The organism is Chryseobacterium camelliae, assembly GCF_002770595.1.
Taxonomy (GTDB): domain Bacteria; phylum Bacteroidota; class Bacteroidia; order Flavobacteriales; family Weeksellaceae; genus Chryseobacterium; species Chryseobacterium camelliae.
Window position 1 is genome coordinate 1,834,886 of sequence record NZ_CP022986.1, and the last position, 17,089, is coordinate 1,851,974.

Genomic DNA, 17,089 nt, shown 5'->3' on the forward strand with positions numbered 1-17,089 from the left:
CTTCAACCAACGATTTTTACCAATGTGACATGGAATGCATATTAAAATCCTTTATCTCTTATGAAAAACACATCTAAAATAAAGTTTTTTCTTTATCTTAGTTAACGAAACTTATTTATCACCAATTCTATAAGCAGAGTCCGATTATGGCAGAACTTTATTTCATCAAGCTTCATCCTGTTATTGCCAGAATCAATTTATATAATGCCATCTGCCGCAACCCGGAAGACATCCTCCATTTTCTGCCTGAAGATCAGAATGCCTTTTTGGAGGTCCTCAAAAGTAAAGCTAAAGAAAATGTAGAAAACCTGAGTAATGAAGAACTTTCATGCATCGTTGCGTGGGCCAAAAAGTTAGCTGATGCAAATCAGGAAGATCTGCAGACAAGACTATTCATCAACGGGATTGATATTTTTCACCAGATAACCGAACCAAATACAGCGGATCAGTTTGTGGATATTTTCTCGGAATACCAGGAGATTTCCGGTGAACGCTTTGGTACTCACATGAAACCTGATCAGTTCAGCTATTTCCTGATTTACGGAATTTTATTCACCAGTATGTTTAACCCCCATGCGCTTAATGAAACAGCCCAGTATCTGAAAAAAGAATTCAGCAAACAGTTTGAAATGGCTGAGAGGCAGTATGCCCTGCACCGGCAAACAGATCACGGAAAGGATTTTTCGGCGCTTCATGCTGATTTTACGGCACTTTATGATCTTACCCGGTTTTCTAAGGACCATATTACACTTCTGCGGTACTCTTCCTGAACATTGAAATCAGGCACTTAGCCTCGGGCTTCTTCGGAAACCCTGCTGTTTCTTGCCTTCGCCAGCATCGGAATTGAAATAAGGCCCATCACCAGCATAATTGTGATCTGTAGCGGCAATGAGATAAAAGAATAGGTAAGGCCCATTTCCCCGCCCCATTCAGCACTTCGACCCATGGCAATGAATAAGGCCATAAAACCGTATTTCATAGCCAGATTAAAGGCACCGATCCCCCCGCTGGCCGGAACGATCATTCCGAGTGTTCCCACCACAATAATGAAGAATCCGTCTGCGATGGTAAAATCTGAAGTTTCAGGCAAAGCAAAGCATACCAGATAAGCAGCAAGGTAATAGGAAATCCAGATCCCAACCGTATACAGGATAAATTTTCCTTTTTGCTTTAATCTGAAAATGGAAGTAAGGCCCTGGAAAATCCCGTTGATGAAATTGATGATTTTGTCCAGAACAGGAACTTTAGCCAGCTTTTTCCGGAAAGCGAAGAACAGCCCGATCCCTGCCGCCAATATAACAATGCCAATGATAATTTTATTGGGATCCACCTTAATTCCCGACTGATGGTAGAAAGACAGGATAGCATCATATTTAAAAATAAACGTCAGCCCTAAAAAGCCCAGCATACACATAAGATCAACCACCCTTTCCAGGATAATGGTTCCGAATGACTGGTCCACAGGAACTTTTTCCACTCCATAAAGGGCCGTTGCCCGTGCTACTTCACCGCTTCTCGGAATGGTAAGGTTCATCAGGTATCCGAAAGAAATAGACCAGAGAGAATTGGAATTGGAAATTGTATGCCCCATAGGTTCCAGGAGGAGGTTCCAGCGTATGGCGCGCAGCCAGTAGGCGGCAATCCCGAAACATGCGGCAAACAATACCCAAAGGTAATTCGCTTTGGCAAGGGATTTCTGAATCACTTTAAAATCCAGCCCTCTAAGTGCAAGCCATAAAAAAAAGCCTGCAAAAGCAAGCGAAATAACTACCGTAAGCACGGACTTTAAAGGTTTTGTAAAGCTTTTCTCCATGGAATCAGGTAAGAAGATTGGTTTTTTCATCCGGGAAAACAATTTTTGGCTGGAACGCCTGCGCTTCTTCCGGGGTCATCTGTGCATAAGCAATAATAATAATGATATCATCACGCTGCACCTTTCTTGCGGCAGGGCCATTGAGGCAAACTTCCCCTGATTTTCTCTTTCCTTTGATTACGTACGTATCAAACCGCTCTCCGTTGTTTACATTAACAATATAAACCCTTTCTCCCACTACCAGACCGGCTGCCTCTATCAGCTCTTCGTCTATGGTAATACTTCCTATATAATTAAGGTCCGAAGCCGTAACTCGTACCCTGTGAATTTTAGACTTGAAAACTTCGATTAACATGCTGCAAATTTATTAATAATAATTTACAAAATGTAATTTCGTTTGAATTTAAAACTCCCAGATTTACAGCCGCTTAATTTTAGCAAATGTAAATCTTTATGGTTTTGCTTACTTAATTCTCATCAATAAACAATAAACCATCAATACTTGATATAAATATTTAGGAATTCATAAAATTAAAAAATTACTTTCAAAATCTCCTAAAGTCAATACAGATAAGCATTTGGCATAATTTTAGCAACGGATAACGTAGATTTTACGTAAAATATAAAATTATCATATTTTAACTGATTTTGATGAAATTTAAAAAAATAACATAAATTCCATCCTGAAAATTGCACATATGAAAAATTGTTTTATATTTGCTTCAACTACGAATTAACATTAATATTAAAAATTATGAACAAGTCTGAATTAATCGACGCTATCGCGAAGGATGCCGGAATCACTAAGGTGGCTGCCAAAGCAGCTTTGGAATCTTTCATTACTAATGTAACTTCTACTTTAAAGAAAAAAGACGGAAAAGTTTCTTTAGTAGGATTCGGTACTTTCTCAGTATCTGAGCGTGCTGCAAGACAAGGAATTAACCCTGCAACTAAAAAGCCGATCAAAATCGCAGCTAAAAAAGTAGCAAAATTCAAAGCGGGAGCTGATCTTTCACATGCAGTTTCAGGAGCTAAGAAGAAATAACACATGACGTGCCAATACACTGAAGGCTGCCTCTTATGAAGCAGCCTTTATTGATACATACTGATCAGCATCACGGTGCAAGGCGAGAAATCTTCCAGTCCACCCCTTCTAATGTGTACAGGATCCTGTCATGCAACCGGTTTGGCCTTCCCTGCCAGAATTCTATTTCATAAGGCCTTGCTATATAGCCTCCCCAGTTTTCAGGTCTTGGAACTTCGGTATTTTCATATTTTTCTTCGAGTTCTTTAAGCTTATATTCAAGAAATTCACGATCCGGGATAACCTCGCTCTGCGGAGATACTACAGCTCCCAGCTGGCTACCTTTTGGCCTCGAGTGGAAATAGCCATCACTCAGGTTGTCTGCAATTTTTTCTAAATGCGCCTTTATGATTACCTGTCTTTCCAGTCCCGGCCAGAAAAAATGCAGGCAGGCTTTATGGTTCTTTTCTATGGATCTTCCCTTCCGGCTGTTATAGTTGGTATAAAAAATAAAACCTTCATACGTATATGATTTCAGGAGCACCATTCGGGTACGCGGACAACCGTCATCTTCCAGGGTGGAAACAGCCATCGCATTGGCTTCAGAAATATTCGGATGGGCCCCTGCTTCGGAATACCAGTCCCTGAACTGTTCAATGGGATTATGTTTTACCTCACTTTCAATAAGTTGGGACTTATCATAGACTTTTCTCTTATCATGCAGGTTTTCCATAAATATTTTTATTAAATTTGAGTATGAATTACTCATACAAAGGTAAAATATTAATTTCCACACCTGATATTTCCGGGGATATTTTTTCAAGATCCGTAGTATTGGTCATCGAACACAATGACCAGGGTGCATTTGGCTTAATATTGAATAAGAAGAACGGCCAGATGAGTGACAGGTTCAAAGAATTTTTCGATTTCAAAATTGAAGTATACGACGGTGGCCCTGTAGAGAATGACAAGGTGCTTTTCATTGTGAAAGGAAAGAAGGTCACTGAAGTATATACTGAAATCACGCATGAATTTTATCTTACAGAAGATATTGAAAATATCATCAGTGCCGTTTTGAACGGTGAACTGAGTATCCATGATGTGAAAATCTTCTCAGGATATTCCGGGTGGTCGCCCATGCAGCTGGATAACGAAATCCAGAAGAAAGTCTGGACTGTAGTAGACGTCTACAACCTGGATTATACCTTGCCTAATGACCAGACGCTCTGGAAATCCATCATGCAGAACCTGGGCGGAGAATTCCTGCTATGGGCCAATTCACCGGAAGATATATCGCTTAATTAACCGTCAGTTTTTCATGGCGTTATATTAACATAACTTTAAGAGTATATTACACAATTATTACCCAGGAAATACCGTTATTTGTTTAACTAAAATTTCAACATTATGAAAGGATTGATAAAACTTATCCTCAAGCGTTTCCAATATTCCTCTTTAGAGCTTAAACCTGTTGTTATAAAGACTAATATTAGAAAATAAAAACTGCAGGATACACTTTCCTGCAGGTATTATCATATTTCTGATGTATCAGAATAAAACCCGGTAAAGGACAATCTTAAAATTTTGTTGTTTACCGGGTTTGCCAATTTTAGAATTGCTGCTTCCAGCGTTCTATCATTTCCGTAAAACGGATATTACCAAACGTTTTATTTCTAATTTTCCCTACCGGGAATATTCCTTTTTCATCAGATACCAGCAGGATCTCTTCTGCCTTCTGGGACTCAAATGCAATGATTTCATGTTCCTGGATATCGGCCATGTTATTCTTGTGTAAAAACGTGACCAGGTTTTCAAGCAGAGGAGAGATATACGCGCCTTCTGAATGTTTAGGTATCTTTATCGTGTCACCTTCGAGGAACAGCAGGTTTCCTGAAGTGGTACGTGCAATCCTTTTATTCGGGTTGAGCAAAATAACGTCATCCAGGTCATTTTCCTGAGCGTAAATTTCCCCGTAAATGTTTTCCGGGCAATGTACCCTGATATTGCTTAATAAATTGTTATTAACATTGATTTCTTTAATCAGGTCCAGCTCCAGCAGCCTGGGCTGGATGGCAATAACATCTTTCTCTTCCGCTTCATAAAAATAAGACACCGATGATGCGGCCAGCATTCCTTCATCCTGATTCCTGAACACCTGGAAATGAATAATCCCGTTAAGAATGCCTTTTCCTTCTATCACTTCACTGCGGAAAAGATGCTGGAAAAATTCCAGGGTATACGTAAGGGGAATGTTCATCCGCATTTTTCTCATGGAAGCCATCAGGAAGAAATAACACTCTTCATCCATAATGAGCTGAGCATTGCTGATGAAAAATGAAACCTTAACAGAATCTCCCATCATAAAAGCCCTGTTCCTGACCTGTAATTCACCTGATGTAAAATATTGATTTTCCAATTTTGCTGATTTATTGATAAAAAAATAATGAACGATAAATCGTTCATCAGTAATCAGAGCGCATTAAAGCCTCTTAAGCCGCTCCTAATTTAATTCTAAGGTTTTCAATAAGGTTTTCCCAATACATGGCATTTTCTTCCTCATCTCCCTCTTCACAGAAATCCGTAATATTCAGGGCAAGATCCTCTGTAATATCATCAACCGTAATGGTCATTTCAAAAAAATGTTTGGTCCCTTCATCCTCTTCCCATCTGAAACGGACAAAACCTTCAGGCTTATATCTAATCAATGTTGCTTTCTCAGCAGGGCCTCCTCCCCAGCTAAAAAAGAAATCATCACCTTTCTCCGTAACTTCATCCGCAAACCATTCGGAAAGCCCTTCAGCGGTCGCCAGATATTCGTATAAAATCTCTGACAGACAATGCATTGGAAATTCGTAATGGACTTTATGTTTCGACATATAATCTTTGTTTTATCGTCCCGCAATATATAAATTAATTTTTTTATTACGCAAACTTGTAATTAATTTTTTATATAATCCATATGATATTTATCAGAGATTTTTAAATGCGTGTTTAACTGTATTTCAAATGAAAAACCCCTCAGGAAATGAAGGGGTTCATGATCAGTTATTATTTAAAACATCAAGGATTACAGCGCATCCTTCACGGATCTCATCCAATGAGATCGTCAGCGGAGGGGAAATCCTCATGTATTCGTTCCTGTAAAGCTGCCAGAAAACAATCAGTCCTTTTTCCATGCATTTTTTGGCTACTTCCAGCGTATATTCCGGAGCGCCGAGGTTGACGGCCAGCATCAGTCCCTTACCGTTGATATTTTTAATCTTCGGATGAACCAGCAATTCCCTGAATAATGCCTCCTTTTCATCTACCTCATCCATCAGCCCGCTTTCCAGTACTTCTTTCAGAGTGGCATGACTCGCAGCAGCGATCAGCGGATTTCCGCCAAAGGTCGTAATGTGTCCCAGTTTTGGGGAGTGGGTTAAGGTTTCCATAATTTTACGGGAACTCATAAAGGCTCCTACCGGCACTCCGCCGCCCATTCCTTTCCCCATCACGAGGATATCGGGAACGATTCCGAAATGCTCGAATGAAAACAGCTTTCCGGTCCTTCCGAAACCCGGCTGAATTTCATCCAGGATCAGAAGTGCCCCCACTTCTTCGCATCTTTTTTTAAGCTTTCTGAGATAGTCTCTATCCGGAACCAGGAACCCTGCCGCTCCCTGTATGGTTTCCAGGATCACACAGGCTGTTTTTTCGGTAATCAGGTCAAGGTCCTGCTCATCATTAAAGCTGATGAAGGTAACCATCGGCAATAAAGGCCGGAATTCACGCTTATGAATTTCATTTCCGGACACACTGAGTGCCCCATGGGTGTTCCCGTGATAGGAGTTTTTAAATGATATGATTTCTTCCCTTCCGGTATAGCGTTTGGCCAGTTTAAGGCTTCCGTCAATGGCTTCCGCCCCGCTGTTGACCAGATAGGTAATTTCCAAAGGATCCGGCGTGGCTTCCGCAAGCAGCCTGCATAAGGCTACAGGCTGTTCCTGGGCATACTCTCCGTACACCATTACATGAAGGTATTGGTCTGCCTGATCTTTAATGGCTTTAACCACTTTTGGATGGGAATGTCCCAGGGTATTGGCAGAAACACCGGCTACGAAATCAAGGTATCTTTTTCCGTCTTTTCCGTAAATATAACTTCCTTCCGCTTTTTCCACTTCAAAACCTGCCGCATAGGGTGTTGTCTGAGCCTGGTAGGCAAAGAAATCTTTTTGCATTTCCATTCGTTAAAATTTCAGCAAAGCTAGTAAAGATTTTTGAAAATCAGAGTTTCGGAAAGATCGGTCATTAATGATATGCTGATAGGCATAGAAAAAGGCTGGTCAGGAATAAGATAAAATCCTGGTGAAAATCAGACAAAATAATCAGTGTCATAACTTCTCTGCACCCTTTACATAAAAATCACCCTTACGAATAAGGGTGATACACCAAATCACAAAATATTAATATAAATTCACCTCATGTTTTCACCCCTTCATGATTCAAATATAAACAAATTCCTGAATAATAATATGAGTATGACAAAAATTTAACATTTTTTCTGAAATTATTTTCCGAGTATTAGAGTATATCGTTATTATAAATTAAGTAAATTGAATATTTAAATCCTTTTTCGGATTTATAATTGAAAAAGGATTAATATATAAACCACTGATTAACAACAATAAAAAATCCGTTACAAAAGAGGTAACGGATTGTTTATATCCTGTAAAGCTTCATTTTATCTGCGTGTCCGCTTAGGCTTTTTGGCTTCTTCTTTAGCTTTTTCCTTTTCAATATTTTCCTGGACCTGGTCGTAGAGCGAAGTGTCCGCCTGATATTTGACCTCTTCATAGTTCGGAGAGTCTACCAGAATATCCTGCCATTTCCTGATTCTGTCTTTGGTGTTCCAGTTAAAATCCGGGAATTTCCTTTTTGACGGTTCTATCATGCTCATCGGATACGTATCTGAATTGGCTCCGACACTGCACGAAATAATCTGAAGAGCCTTTTCTTCAAACAAAGCTCCGATAATACCACAGGTGGATAGCGTAATTCCTACCCGCTCCGGTTTTTTCGTCTGTTGGTTTTCTTCATCTACATAGACAATAGACTGTGCATTTCCGATAACCTTCGCTTCTTTGATATTATTATTCTGGTAATAGACGGTCATGAACTTTCCTTTAACCTGGTTGAATTCATCCTTCAGGCTCAGTGAATCCACTTTGCTGATTGCAAATGCATTCCCCAGTACTTTCAAGGAGTCTATATTCTCGGTCTGGGTATTGAAATAGGCTTCCACCTTATCTCCGGTAACCTGTTTTTCACCGCTCCAGAGATAGGGGTTCCTGTACATATGCATGACACCATCCGTTTCATTGAAAGCAATGGAATCGGCCCTCCCCTGAGCATTGGATTTATAAAAACGGGCTTTACGGAATGCCCTTAAAAAGCTTTTTTTCACTGTAGCATCCAGGGAGTCCGGCCTTTGGTATGAAATAATCTTCTCCGATGCAAAATACAGGGAATCTTTTTCAAATATCTTGACCGCATACGGATTTTTAGTCATCATCGCGGAATCCTTCTTTTCGAATATTTCTCCGTACCCGCCCTTGATATACCTTTTTTCATTCGGATCATCCAGGGTTACATTTCCTGTCGCAGTTCCGAACCCCGTAAGCTGATTATAGTACATATCATCTCCGGTAAGGATCTTATCGTTATAAAAAATCCTGGAATTCTTTTTCAGAAAGGCTTCTTTGGTATTCATCCGATAGGTTCCCAGCTCGGTGTAGACCCTGTTTCTGGGATTCTTACGACTCGTAATCGTGGTTGGACCGAAAAATTCCGCAATTTTAGTGTTCTGGTTCTGCTTGATGTTGGGACCTTCAATAATATAGTCGGGACTATCGATCTTGACATTGCCTACAAAATCGATCATTTTGGTATCGAGGAAATAGGTAGCGGATTTGGTATACATCACATTCTGTCCGTCCGTGATGGTCCCTCCTGTATTGAAATATGCCTGGTTGGAAAGCCGGTCATAATACAGGATCTCCGTTTTGATCGTCTGTTTCGGATCGGTAAGAACGACATTTTTACGGGCAACCCCTTTTTGGGTATTGGCATCATATTCCATTTCCCCGGCTGTGATAACGGAACCGTCGGTATTCTGAAGCCTGGTATTCCCTATAGCCTTAACGAAGTTTTCTTCATCATAAATGATGACTTCATCTGCGGTAAGTATGGAGCCCTGATGTTCGATCTTCACATTTCCGGTGAGATAACGGTTACCGTCATATTTAGCAGGATCCTTAATGATCTTATCAGCATTGATGATATGAATCCTGTCCTGTGGATTCAGCTGCGGCGGTGTGGCATTTTTAACCGGGTTCTGAAGATACGGGTCCCTCTGCGCAGGCTTTAGTTTTTCCTGTGCGAAGACTGACGTTGAAACCAGAAATAACAGAGCAAATAAAAACCTCATTGATCAGTCATTCTTGGTACCGTAAAAATACAGCGAATGGGAATCGATTTTCACGCCGAAAGCGTCTTCTATAGCTTCTTTTATTCCCTGGATCCTCGGATCACAGAATTCGATGATTTCCTCTATCTCCTTATCGGAATCTTTTTTATAGATCACCAGGTGATCATGCTGTTTATCGAAATAAGACTTCTCATAGGATGAAGACGTCAGGGTCTTTTCTCCGAACTGGTGCTTCCGGATCAGCCCGGCATCCAGGAAGATCTCAATAGTATTGTAGATGGTCGCTTTGGAAACATGATATTTCTTCTGCATCATCAGCAAATACAGGTCATCCACATTGAAGTGGTGGTCCATATTGTAGATTTCCTCCAGTATCGTATATCGTTCAGGCGTGTTTCTGAAACCTTTTTCTAATAAATAGTTTCTTAACACATCTTTGATTAAGGCAATATTTTTCTCTTTTTGTAAAGTATCCATCAAAAAAATTATCTACAAATTTATTGAAATTTATTGAATTAGACGAAGATGTGTTATGTTAAAGAATTTAACTATTATGCCTGAAAAACTCTGACTGTTCTATTCTGGAGCCTGCAACACACTCTTCTGTAATAGGAGCCGATTCCACCACGACATTATGTGAAGTCACGCCCCATGCCTTGAAATCGTCACTTCCGATATATTTTACGAAGTTATAAATATTGAGGATGATCTTCTCTTTTACCGTCAACAGAATATCGTTGATATAGGTATTATCTATGATCACATATTTTAGATCCGGAGGAATATTATGTGCCCTGAGCGACGGGTGGCTGCTCCTTGAAGGAATAGTCCCGTCTGCCATCAGATCCCTCAGTACCATGTCAAAATAATCATTGATCCTTCTGTCGATCTTAAATCCTAACAGGAAATTAATCTTATAGATGGTTCCCGGCAGGACTTCATCTACGGTATATTTAAAAGTATATGGATCCTCTTGGTTGACGATATTCAGGATGAAGTAATGATCTGCCCTTTTAGGCTGTTTTTTGATGATGGAATAGATGATTTTAGACTCCACTTCCCCATAGCGTTTGGCACGGCTCAGATAAGCTAAGTTAGTCGCATATTTGGGAATGGTCTCATCCAGTTTCATGTCCTTGATGATCGGGATATAATTGTCCAGCTTGACAAATTTGATGAATTTGGTCTTGATCTGACGGCCGTTATACCATGCATACATGCATACTCCGATAGAACCGGCCAGAACTACTGTGATCCAGCCGCCTTCGAGGAATTTAATCACGTTGGCACTGAAGAATCCAAGTTCGATAGCCATATAGACCATCGCAAAGACCAGGATAAATACTTTATTAATCCGCTTTTTAAGCAGCCAGAATACCAACAGTATCGTCGTCATGAGCATGGTTACCGTAATGGAAAGCCCATACGCCGCTTCCATTTTCCCGGATTCCCTGAAATGGAGCACCACAATGATGCAGAAGAACAAAAGCCCCCAGTTGATCCTAGGGATATACATCTGCCCCTTAACCCCTGAAGGGTAATCAATTTTCTGGTTCGGCCATAAATTCAGTGACATGGCTTCTGAGAAGATCGTAAACGAACCCGTAATCAGGGCCTGGCTCGCAATGATAGCTGCTGCTGTTGCAAGAATAACGCCCGGTACGATCATCCATTCCTGCATGATCCCGAAAAACGGATTCATAACCGAAAACCCCGGCTTACCATAGTTGCTCAGCAGCCACGCACCCTGTCCAAGGTAGTTCAGGATCAGCATGATTTTTACAAAACCCCAGCTTACACGGATATTTTTGGCTCCGCAATGCCCAAGATCGGAGTATAATGCTTCAGCTCCCGTAGTACACAGGAAAACCGCCCCTAAAATAATAATGGCGCTGGGTGAATCAGCAATGAGTTTATATGCATAATACGGATTGAAAGACCGCAGGATCTCGAAATTTTCGCTCAGGTGCGACAATCCCAAACCTCCCAGCACAAGAAACCAGATGACCATGACCGGCCCGAAGAATTTCCCGATGAAGCTGGTCCCGAACTGCTGCACGACGAATATGACGATAAGTATTCCGATAGTAATAGGAACCACAGGCGTATGCGGATTATAGATCTGCAGACCTTCTATCGCTGACATTACCGTTAGAGAAGGTGTGATAACCCCGTCAGCTATAAGTGCTGCTGCTCCCACAATAGCAATGAGATACAGCCAGCCTTTTTTAAGGTTTTTCACCAGCGAGAAAAGAGCCAGGATACCTCCTTCTCCTTTGTTATCAGCCCTTAAAGCAATAACTACATACTTGATGGTGGTTTGAAGCGTGAGCGTCCAGATAATACAGGAAAGTGCTCCTTCGATGTATTCGTTAAAAGGCATGGTATTGCCCGCTCCCCGTGCGTTAACAATTGCTTTCATTACGTAAAGCGGTGAAGTACCAATATCTCCGAAAACAATTCCTAAAGAAACCAGTACTCCAATAAAAGAAAGCTTTTTAATGTCAAAGTGTTGACCGCTTTCTGTAAGTTCTGCCATATCAGCCAATTTATTTAAGAGCGCAAATTTAAATGAAATTTACAACCCCATGAATTTTTCTTCATGAATATAATAAATGAAAAAACTTCCTTTCGGAAGTTTTTTTCTATTATTTAACGTACATCGCTTTTTTGATCTCCTCTTTTACCTTATCCAGTTTCGGGAACCATTCTGCGAATAGTGCCGCTGAATACGGTGCAGGAGCATCCGGAGTCGTAATCCTCTTAATCGGTGCATCCAGGTAATCGAATGCTTTTTGCTGTACCATATAAGCAATTTCTGAAGCTACGGAACCAAACGGCCATGCTTCTTCAAGCACTACGAGACGATTGGTTTTCTTCACAGATCCTAAAACGGTATCATAATCCAGAGGACGTACGGTCCTAAGATCGATAACTTCAACAGAGATTCCTTCTTTAGCCAGATCTTCAGCAGCCTGGATCGCCAGCTTCATGATCTTACCGAAAGAAACCAGGGTAACATCTGTCCCTTCTCTCTTGATATCCGCTTTCCCGATCGGGATGTAATATTCTTCTTCAGGAACTTCCATTTTATCTCCGTACATCTGTTCAGATTCCATGAAAATTACCGGATCATTATCCTGAATAGCAGTTTTCAGCAATCCTTTCGCATCGTAAGGATTGGACGGAACCACTACTTTAAGTCCCGGACAGTTGGCAAACCAGTTTTCAAAAGCCTGGGAGTGGGTTGCTCCCAATTGCCCTGCAGAAGCTGTAGGACCACGGAAAACGATCGGGCAGTTCCACTGGCCACCGCTCATCTGGCGGATTTTTGCAGCGTTGTTGATGATCTGGTCTATTCCTACCAAAGAGAAATTGAACGTCATGAATTCCACGATCGGCCTGTTGCCGTTCATTGCAGCACCTACGGAAATACCGGTAAAACCAAGTTCTGCGATAGGAGTATCGATTATTCTTTTAGGGCCGAACTCATCCAGCATCCCTTTTGAAGCTTTGTATGCACCATTATATTCTGCAACCTCCTCACCCATCAGATAAATGGATTCGTCTTTACGCATTTCCTCGCTCATTGCCTGTGCAATTACCTCACGAAAAGTATATTCTGCCATATGTTTTAGAAAAAATTAAAGTACAAAAATAGTGTTTTTTTGTTAACACATCACAAACGGCATCTCAATTTAATGAAATGCCGTCTGCAATAGTATTTTAATAAAGATTAATTTACTTTCGTCCAGGTCTGGGTTCTTCCAAGTATTGAAACGCCGAGGTAACCTCTTACATTCAGCTGGTCTCCGCTTCTTGTAATGGTACATTTATAGGTTTTTCCGGTTTTAGGATCTGTGATGGATCCTCCCGTAAACTCACTTCCGTCCTTTTTAAGGCCGCGGATAATTTCCATCCCCAGAATCGGTTTGTTTTTACGGTCATCTTTACATTCCACACAGTTCGCATTGGCCGGCTTTATCAAAAGCTGGGAAATTTTCCCGTAATATTTACCGTCTGATTTCTTATAGATCTCTACAATAGATTTGGCCTGCTTGGTTTCATCGTCTATCGTTTTCCATTTCCCTTCGATCTGTGCAAAAGACATGACACTGAACAGGGAAAAAATAAAGGCTGCTAATAATTTTTTCATATTATGGCTGATTTAATTATCAATGATTTAATTTTAATCGTATGGTTAAAAATATAAATTAATTTCATACAAACAAAACTTTTGTTATCCGTCACATATCAATATGCTGAGTTCCGGCATTGAAAACAATTCCGTTATTCTGTAATCTGTATCAGGGACATCTTTTCGTACTGCTGTTCCCGGGTCTTCGGGTTCAGAAATTTTAGAGACAGCCTGGTGATCCGGTAATGGTTTTCCTGATCAACTACGCTGTACTTTCTGCCGACCTCGTTCAGGTGCTCGTCATAAACCACAAGATAGTCTCCCTTTTTTAAGGCACCGGCCTCTACTCTTGGCGTATTTCTTTGGGTATAGAAATCAAAAGCCCAGGGTTCATACCCTTTCAACATGAAAATCCTGTCTTTTTCAATATGATTCTTATTGACAAACTGAGCCAGCTTCAGACTGCCCTGATATTGGGTAAGGACCGGATAAAACTGGGTATTCAGATACAGGTTAACGGCAATGGCGAATATCAACGATGCAAAAACATACTTCCTGAAAAGGTCTTTTTTTGAAAAAATAACTATGATAAGGCAGCCGTAAACTGCTGCTGCCACAAGATACATGATGATATTTGGAATCCCGGTAAAGTATAGGGTAAGAAGAATAATACCGATGAGTACGGCAAAAATGACGAACAGCTGGATGCCATAGAGGATTCTTATCTTCTTAAGGCTGTTTTTCCTGAACATTTCTAAGAGATACGCTGCTGTTAAGACAGACAGGACCGCAATAAGGCCGTTGAGGTAATGCGGAAGCTTGAATTTTGAAGCCGAAAATACCAGCATAACCAGCCAGAATCCTCCTAAAGTAAGGAATTCGTTGCCCTCCGTTTTTCTGAACCTTGTTTTAATAAAGAATGCCGTCTTTTCAAATATGCCGAAATAAAAAGCCAGAGAAAACGGAAGAAATGCCCAGAGCAGGGTATGGAAAAAGAAAAAATAATCAGGGCTGGTCTCCTCAAAACCGCTTGCCGTAAGCCTGTTGACACTCTGGTTAAACAGAATGAACCTTATCCCTTCATCCCCGAACTGAACATGGTACGCATACAGGACCGGTATAATTCCGATGGCAAAACTCAGTGCCACAATGATGATTTTAAGGTTAAAAAACTTTTTCCAGTCCCGGGAATACAGCAGATATGCTAAAATACAGAAGCCGATGATGACAATTGCCATAAGCCCTTTTGAGGAAAAGGCCAGAGCTGTTCCCAATCCTGCCAGTATCGCACTGGAAATATGCTGTGTCTTAATGAAACGGACGAACTGCCAGATTGAAAAAATGATGAATCCCGTGAGTACGGCATCGGTCCTTACATCATGCGCAGACAGGATGATCGTCTGTACCGAAAGAAAAATCAGTGAGGCCAGGTATCCCGTATGTTCGTTGTCGTACAGGATTTCCGCAAGCTTTTTAGTGGAAAATGCTCCTAAAGCAAGGCAAAGCAGTGCCGGAATCCTATAGGCAACATGGCTGATGCCGAACATTTTCATGGATAGTGCAGCCAGCCAGAAATGCATATGCGGTTTATCCAGGTATGGGTTTTCTCCTTTGAAGATATGAAGGAAATCATTATTCAGGGTCATCCTCATGGCCATGGAGGCATGCTGCGCAGAATCATTTTCCATCAGCGGAATAAAAAGCCCTGAAATATAGACGATTGAAAAGCCAATATGGAGCATAATGATCTGGCGGGACGTCAGCAGTTGATTTTGATTCATCCGGAAGAATAGTTTTTTAGTATTTTTGCAAAAGTTTGCCATGCAAATGTAATAAATCAGGATCAACAAATGAATCATAATCAGTTTTACTCTCTGGTCATTCCCATGTATAATGAACAGGGCAACGCAGGACTTCTCATAGACCGTATCCGGGAGGCCATGGCAGGGTACCGCTACGAGCTTATCCTCATCGACGACCATTCGAAAGACGGAACGGTAAAGGAAATCATCGAAAAAAACGATCCGAATGTCGTGCTGATCCAGCTGAAAAAGAACTACGGACAGAGTTCTGCCATGATGGCGGGCTTTGATTATGCTTCAGGGGATTATATCATCACTCTTGACGGGGACCTTCAGAATGACCCAAGCGATATCCCGGCTATGGTAAATCTGCTGGAAAGCGGGGATTATGACCTTGTGGTGGGAAAACGCCAGAAAAGGAAAGATTCTTCGGTGCGGACCATTCCTTCCAGGATCGCTAATTTTATCATCAAGAGAACGACAAAACTTAATATTTCAGACCAGGGCTGTGCACTGAAGGTATTCACCAAAGAAACGGCAAAAGACCTGAACCTGTATGGTGAAAACCACCGGTTCATCAGCTTAATGGCCCATCTGAACGGTGCCAGGATAGCAGAAATGCCTGTCAAGCACCATGCCCGCCAGTTTGGAGTGAGCAAATACGGGATGAACAGGACTTTTAAGGTCATCAATGACCTTCTGCTGGTGCTGTTCAACCAGAAATACCTTTCCAAGCCGATTTACCTTTTCGGGAATATTGGGCTGGTGGCATTTATCCTGGGAATGCTGATCAACATGTATCTTCTGATTGTGAAGTTAATGGGCCATGATATCGGCGGAAGGCCTTTGCTGATTTTAGGGGTACTGCTTGTCTTTATCGGGATCCAGTTTTTCACGACAGGGATTATTATCGATATGCTGATGAAGACCTATTACGAATCCCAGAGCAAGCGTCCTTTCAACATCAGAAAAATAACGAGTTTTGGAGAACGCCAATCTTAAAAAAATACTGGTCAATGCGGTGAAAATTATCATCAGCATTGGATTATTGTATTTCGTTTTCAAAAAAATCCCGTTCCGGGAAGTGGCTGGTCTCTGGTCAACCGTCAGTATACCTTATGTGCTGGCTGCTGCTGTTTTCTTTCTGGCTTCGCAGATCCTGTCGACGAAACGCCTGGAGTTTTATCTGGAAGCCAACCGGTTCAGCCTCAGTTTCAGGAGCAACCTGGAGCTTTATTTCCTGGGGATGTTTTATAATTTTTTCATTCCCGGCGGTATTGGAGGTGATGCTTACAAAGTATACCTGCTGAACAAAAAGTTCGGCTGGAGCGCCAAAAAGATCACTTCTGCCCTTTTTAACGACAGGCTGAGCGGTTTACTGGCAATCTGTGTGCTGATCCTGGGATCTTCCGGCTTCCTGTTTGAGCCGAAATGGCTTCCGCTGATTGTTATTGCGATGGTTTCTGGCATTTTTTTAACGCTGATGATCACCAGAAAGTGGTTCCCGGCATACAAACCTGTATTTTATACTACCCTGGCCTATTCTGTAGCCATTCAGGCGCTTCAGGTGATCTGTTTTATGCTGTTGCTGAAAAGCCTGGGTGTTAACGGCCATTTTGCCATTTATACCGTGACCTTTCTGGGGAGCTCCATATTAAGCCTGATTTCCTTTGCGGGGATCGGTGTACGGGAAATGCTGTTCCTCCAGGCGTCAAAATATTTTGATTTCGATCCGGCAGTATCCGTATCTGCTTCACTGCTTTTTACGGTGATTACTGCTTTTTTCTCATTCTTCGGAATCTTTTTCCAGCTTAGAAAGCTTCATTTGCACCTTAAAGAAAACTGA

Annotated in this window: 17 protein-coding genes; 5 read left to right on the forward strand and 12 right to left on the reverse strand. The window is 41.3% G+C overall.

Going from position 1 to position 17,089, the window contains the following annotated elements; all coding sequences use genetic code 11:
• Positions 1 to 146: 146 nt before the first annotated feature.
• A complete protein-coding gene (locus CGB83_RS08315) occupies positions 147 to 770 on the forward strand; it encodes a hypothetical protein (RefSeq protein WP_100075377.1) in 624 nt (207 codons plus the stop codon).
• Positions 771 to 787: 17 nt separating this feature from the next.
• On the opposite strand, the gene CGB83_RS08320 is transcribed toward CGB83_RS08315, so the two are convergent.
• Together CGB83_RS08320 and panD are read right to left on the reverse strand one after the other, a co-directional pair.
• Positions 788 to 1,813, reverse strand: coding sequence for a lysylphosphatidylglycerol synthase transmembrane domain-containing protein (locus CGB83_RS08320; RefSeq protein WP_100077543.1), 1,026 nt, complete (start codon positions 1,811 to 1,813; stop codon positions 788 to 790).
• Positions 1,814 to 1,817: 4 nt separating this feature from the next.
• The gene (panD, locus tag CGB83_RS08325) at positions 1,818 to 2,168 is read right to left on the reverse strand and encodes an aspartate 1-decarboxylase (RefSeq protein WP_100075378.1); all 351 of its coding nucleotides are present in this window, start codon (positions 2,166 to 2,168) and stop codon (positions 1,818 to 1,820) included.
• Between the two features lie 399 nt (positions 2,169 to 2,567).
• Between panD and CGB83_RS08330 the strand changes: the two genes are divergently transcribed.
• Positions 2,568 to 2,858 (forward strand): HU family DNA-binding protein, encoded by a 291-nt coding sequence (locus CGB83_RS08330; RefSeq protein ID WP_100075379.1) that lies wholly within the window; start codon positions 2,568 to 2,570, stop codon positions 2,856 to 2,858.
• 70 nt (positions 2,859 to 2,928) lie between these two features.
• Here the strand turns inward: CGB83_RS08330 and pdxH are convergent, their stop codons facing one another.
• Positions 2,929 to 3,570, reverse strand: a complete 642-nt coding sequence (pdxH, locus tag CGB83_RS08335; protein WP_100075380.1) for a pyridoxamine 5'-phosphate oxidase — start codon at positions 3,568 to 3,570, stop codon at positions 2,929 to 2,931.
• Between the two features lie 23 nt (positions 3,571 to 3,593).
• Here pdxH and CGB83_RS08340 point away from each other — a divergent pair, with 23 nt between their 5' ends.
• Positions 3,594 to 4,142 carry a YqgE/AlgH family protein gene (locus CGB83_RS08340; RefSeq protein ID WP_100075381.1) on the forward strand — a complete coding sequence of 183 codons (549 nt, stop codon included), beginning with the start codon at positions 3,594 to 3,596 and terminating at the stop codon, positions 4,140 to 4,142.
• A 304-nt stretch (positions 4,143 to 4,446) separates the two neighbouring features.
• On the opposite strand, the gene CGB83_RS08345 is transcribed toward CGB83_RS08340, so the two are convergent.
• The 9 genes from CGB83_RS08345 to CGB83_RS08385 all read right to left on the reverse strand — a co-directional run bounded on the left by CGB83_RS08345 (position 4,447) and on the right by CGB83_RS08385 (position 15,222).
• Positions 4,447 to 5,253: an aminotransferase class IV gene (locus CGB83_RS08345; RefSeq protein WP_228420134.1), complete on the reverse strand. Its 807-nt coding sequence runs from the start codon at positions 5,251 to 5,253 to the stop codon at positions 4,447 to 4,449.
• Between the two features lie 73 nt (positions 5,254 to 5,326).
• Positions 5,327 to 5,713 carry an START-like domain-containing protein gene (locus CGB83_RS08350; RefSeq protein WP_100075382.1) on the reverse strand — a complete coding sequence of 129 codons (387 nt, stop codon included), beginning with the start codon at positions 5,711 to 5,713 and terminating at the stop codon, positions 5,327 to 5,329.
• Positions 5,714 to 5,878: 165 nt separating this feature from the next.
• Positions 5,879 to 7,054 carry an aspartate aminotransferase family protein gene (locus tag CGB83_RS08355; protein ID WP_100077545.1) on the reverse strand — a complete coding sequence of 392 codons (1,176 nt, stop codon included), beginning with the start codon at positions 7,052 to 7,054 and terminating at the stop codon, positions 5,879 to 5,881.
• A gap of 503 nt (positions 7,055 to 7,557) precedes the next feature.
• The gene (locus tag CGB83_RS08360) at positions 7,558 to 9,303 is read right to left on the reverse strand and encodes an OstA-like protein (protein ID WP_100075383.1); all 1,746 of its coding nucleotides are present in this window, start codon (positions 9,301 to 9,303) and stop codon (positions 7,558 to 7,560) included.
• Positions 9,304 to 9,306: 3 nt separating this feature from the next.
• Positions 9,307 to 9,780 carry a Fur family transcriptional regulator gene (locus tag CGB83_RS08365; protein WP_048511068.1) on the reverse strand — a complete coding sequence of 158 codons (474 nt, stop codon included), beginning with the start codon at positions 9,778 to 9,780 and terminating at the stop codon, positions 9,307 to 9,309.
• A 67-nt stretch (positions 9,781 to 9,847) separates the two neighbouring features.
• On the reverse strand, positions 9,848 to 11,842 hold the full coding sequence (locus tag CGB83_RS08370) for a KUP/HAK/KT family potassium transporter (protein WP_100075384.1): 1,995 nt from the start codon (positions 11,840 to 11,842) through the stop codon (positions 9,848 to 9,850).
• Positions 11,843 to 11,951: 109 nt separating this feature from the next.
• The gene (locus tag CGB83_RS08375) at positions 11,952 to 12,932 is read right to left on the reverse strand and encodes a pyruvate dehydrogenase complex E1 component subunit beta (protein WP_100075385.1); all 981 of its coding nucleotides are present in this window, start codon (positions 12,930 to 12,932) and stop codon (positions 11,952 to 11,954) included.
• Between the two features lie 107 nt (positions 12,933 to 13,039).
• Positions 13,040 to 13,459, reverse strand: coding sequence for a DUF2147 domain-containing protein (locus CGB83_RS08380; protein WP_100075386.1), 420 nt, complete (start codon positions 13,457 to 13,459; stop codon positions 13,040 to 13,042).
• Between the two features lie 134 nt (positions 13,460 to 13,593).
• A complete protein-coding gene (locus CGB83_RS08385) occupies positions 13,594 to 15,222 on the reverse strand; it encodes an ArnT family glycosyltransferase (protein ID WP_157761377.1) in 1,629 nt (542 codons plus the stop codon).
• A gap of 69 nt (positions 15,223 to 15,291) precedes the next feature.
• On the opposite strand from CGB83_RS08385, the gene CGB83_RS08390 reads away from it, so the two are divergent.
• Together CGB83_RS08390 and CGB83_RS08395 are read left to right on the forward strand one after the other, a co-directional pair.
• Complete coding sequence (locus CGB83_RS08390) at positions 15,292 to 16,245, forward strand: glycosyltransferase family 2 protein (protein WP_100075388.1); 954 nt, start codon at positions 15,292 to 15,294, stop codon at positions 16,243 to 16,245.
• Complete coding sequence (locus CGB83_RS08395; RefSeq protein ID WP_100075389.1) at positions 16,226 to 17,089, forward strand: lysylphosphatidylglycerol synthase transmembrane domain-containing protein; 864 nt, start codon at positions 16,226 to 16,228, stop codon at positions 17,087 to 17,089. The genes CGB83_RS08390 and CGB83_RS08395 overlap by 20 nt, the downstream gene beginning before the upstream one ends.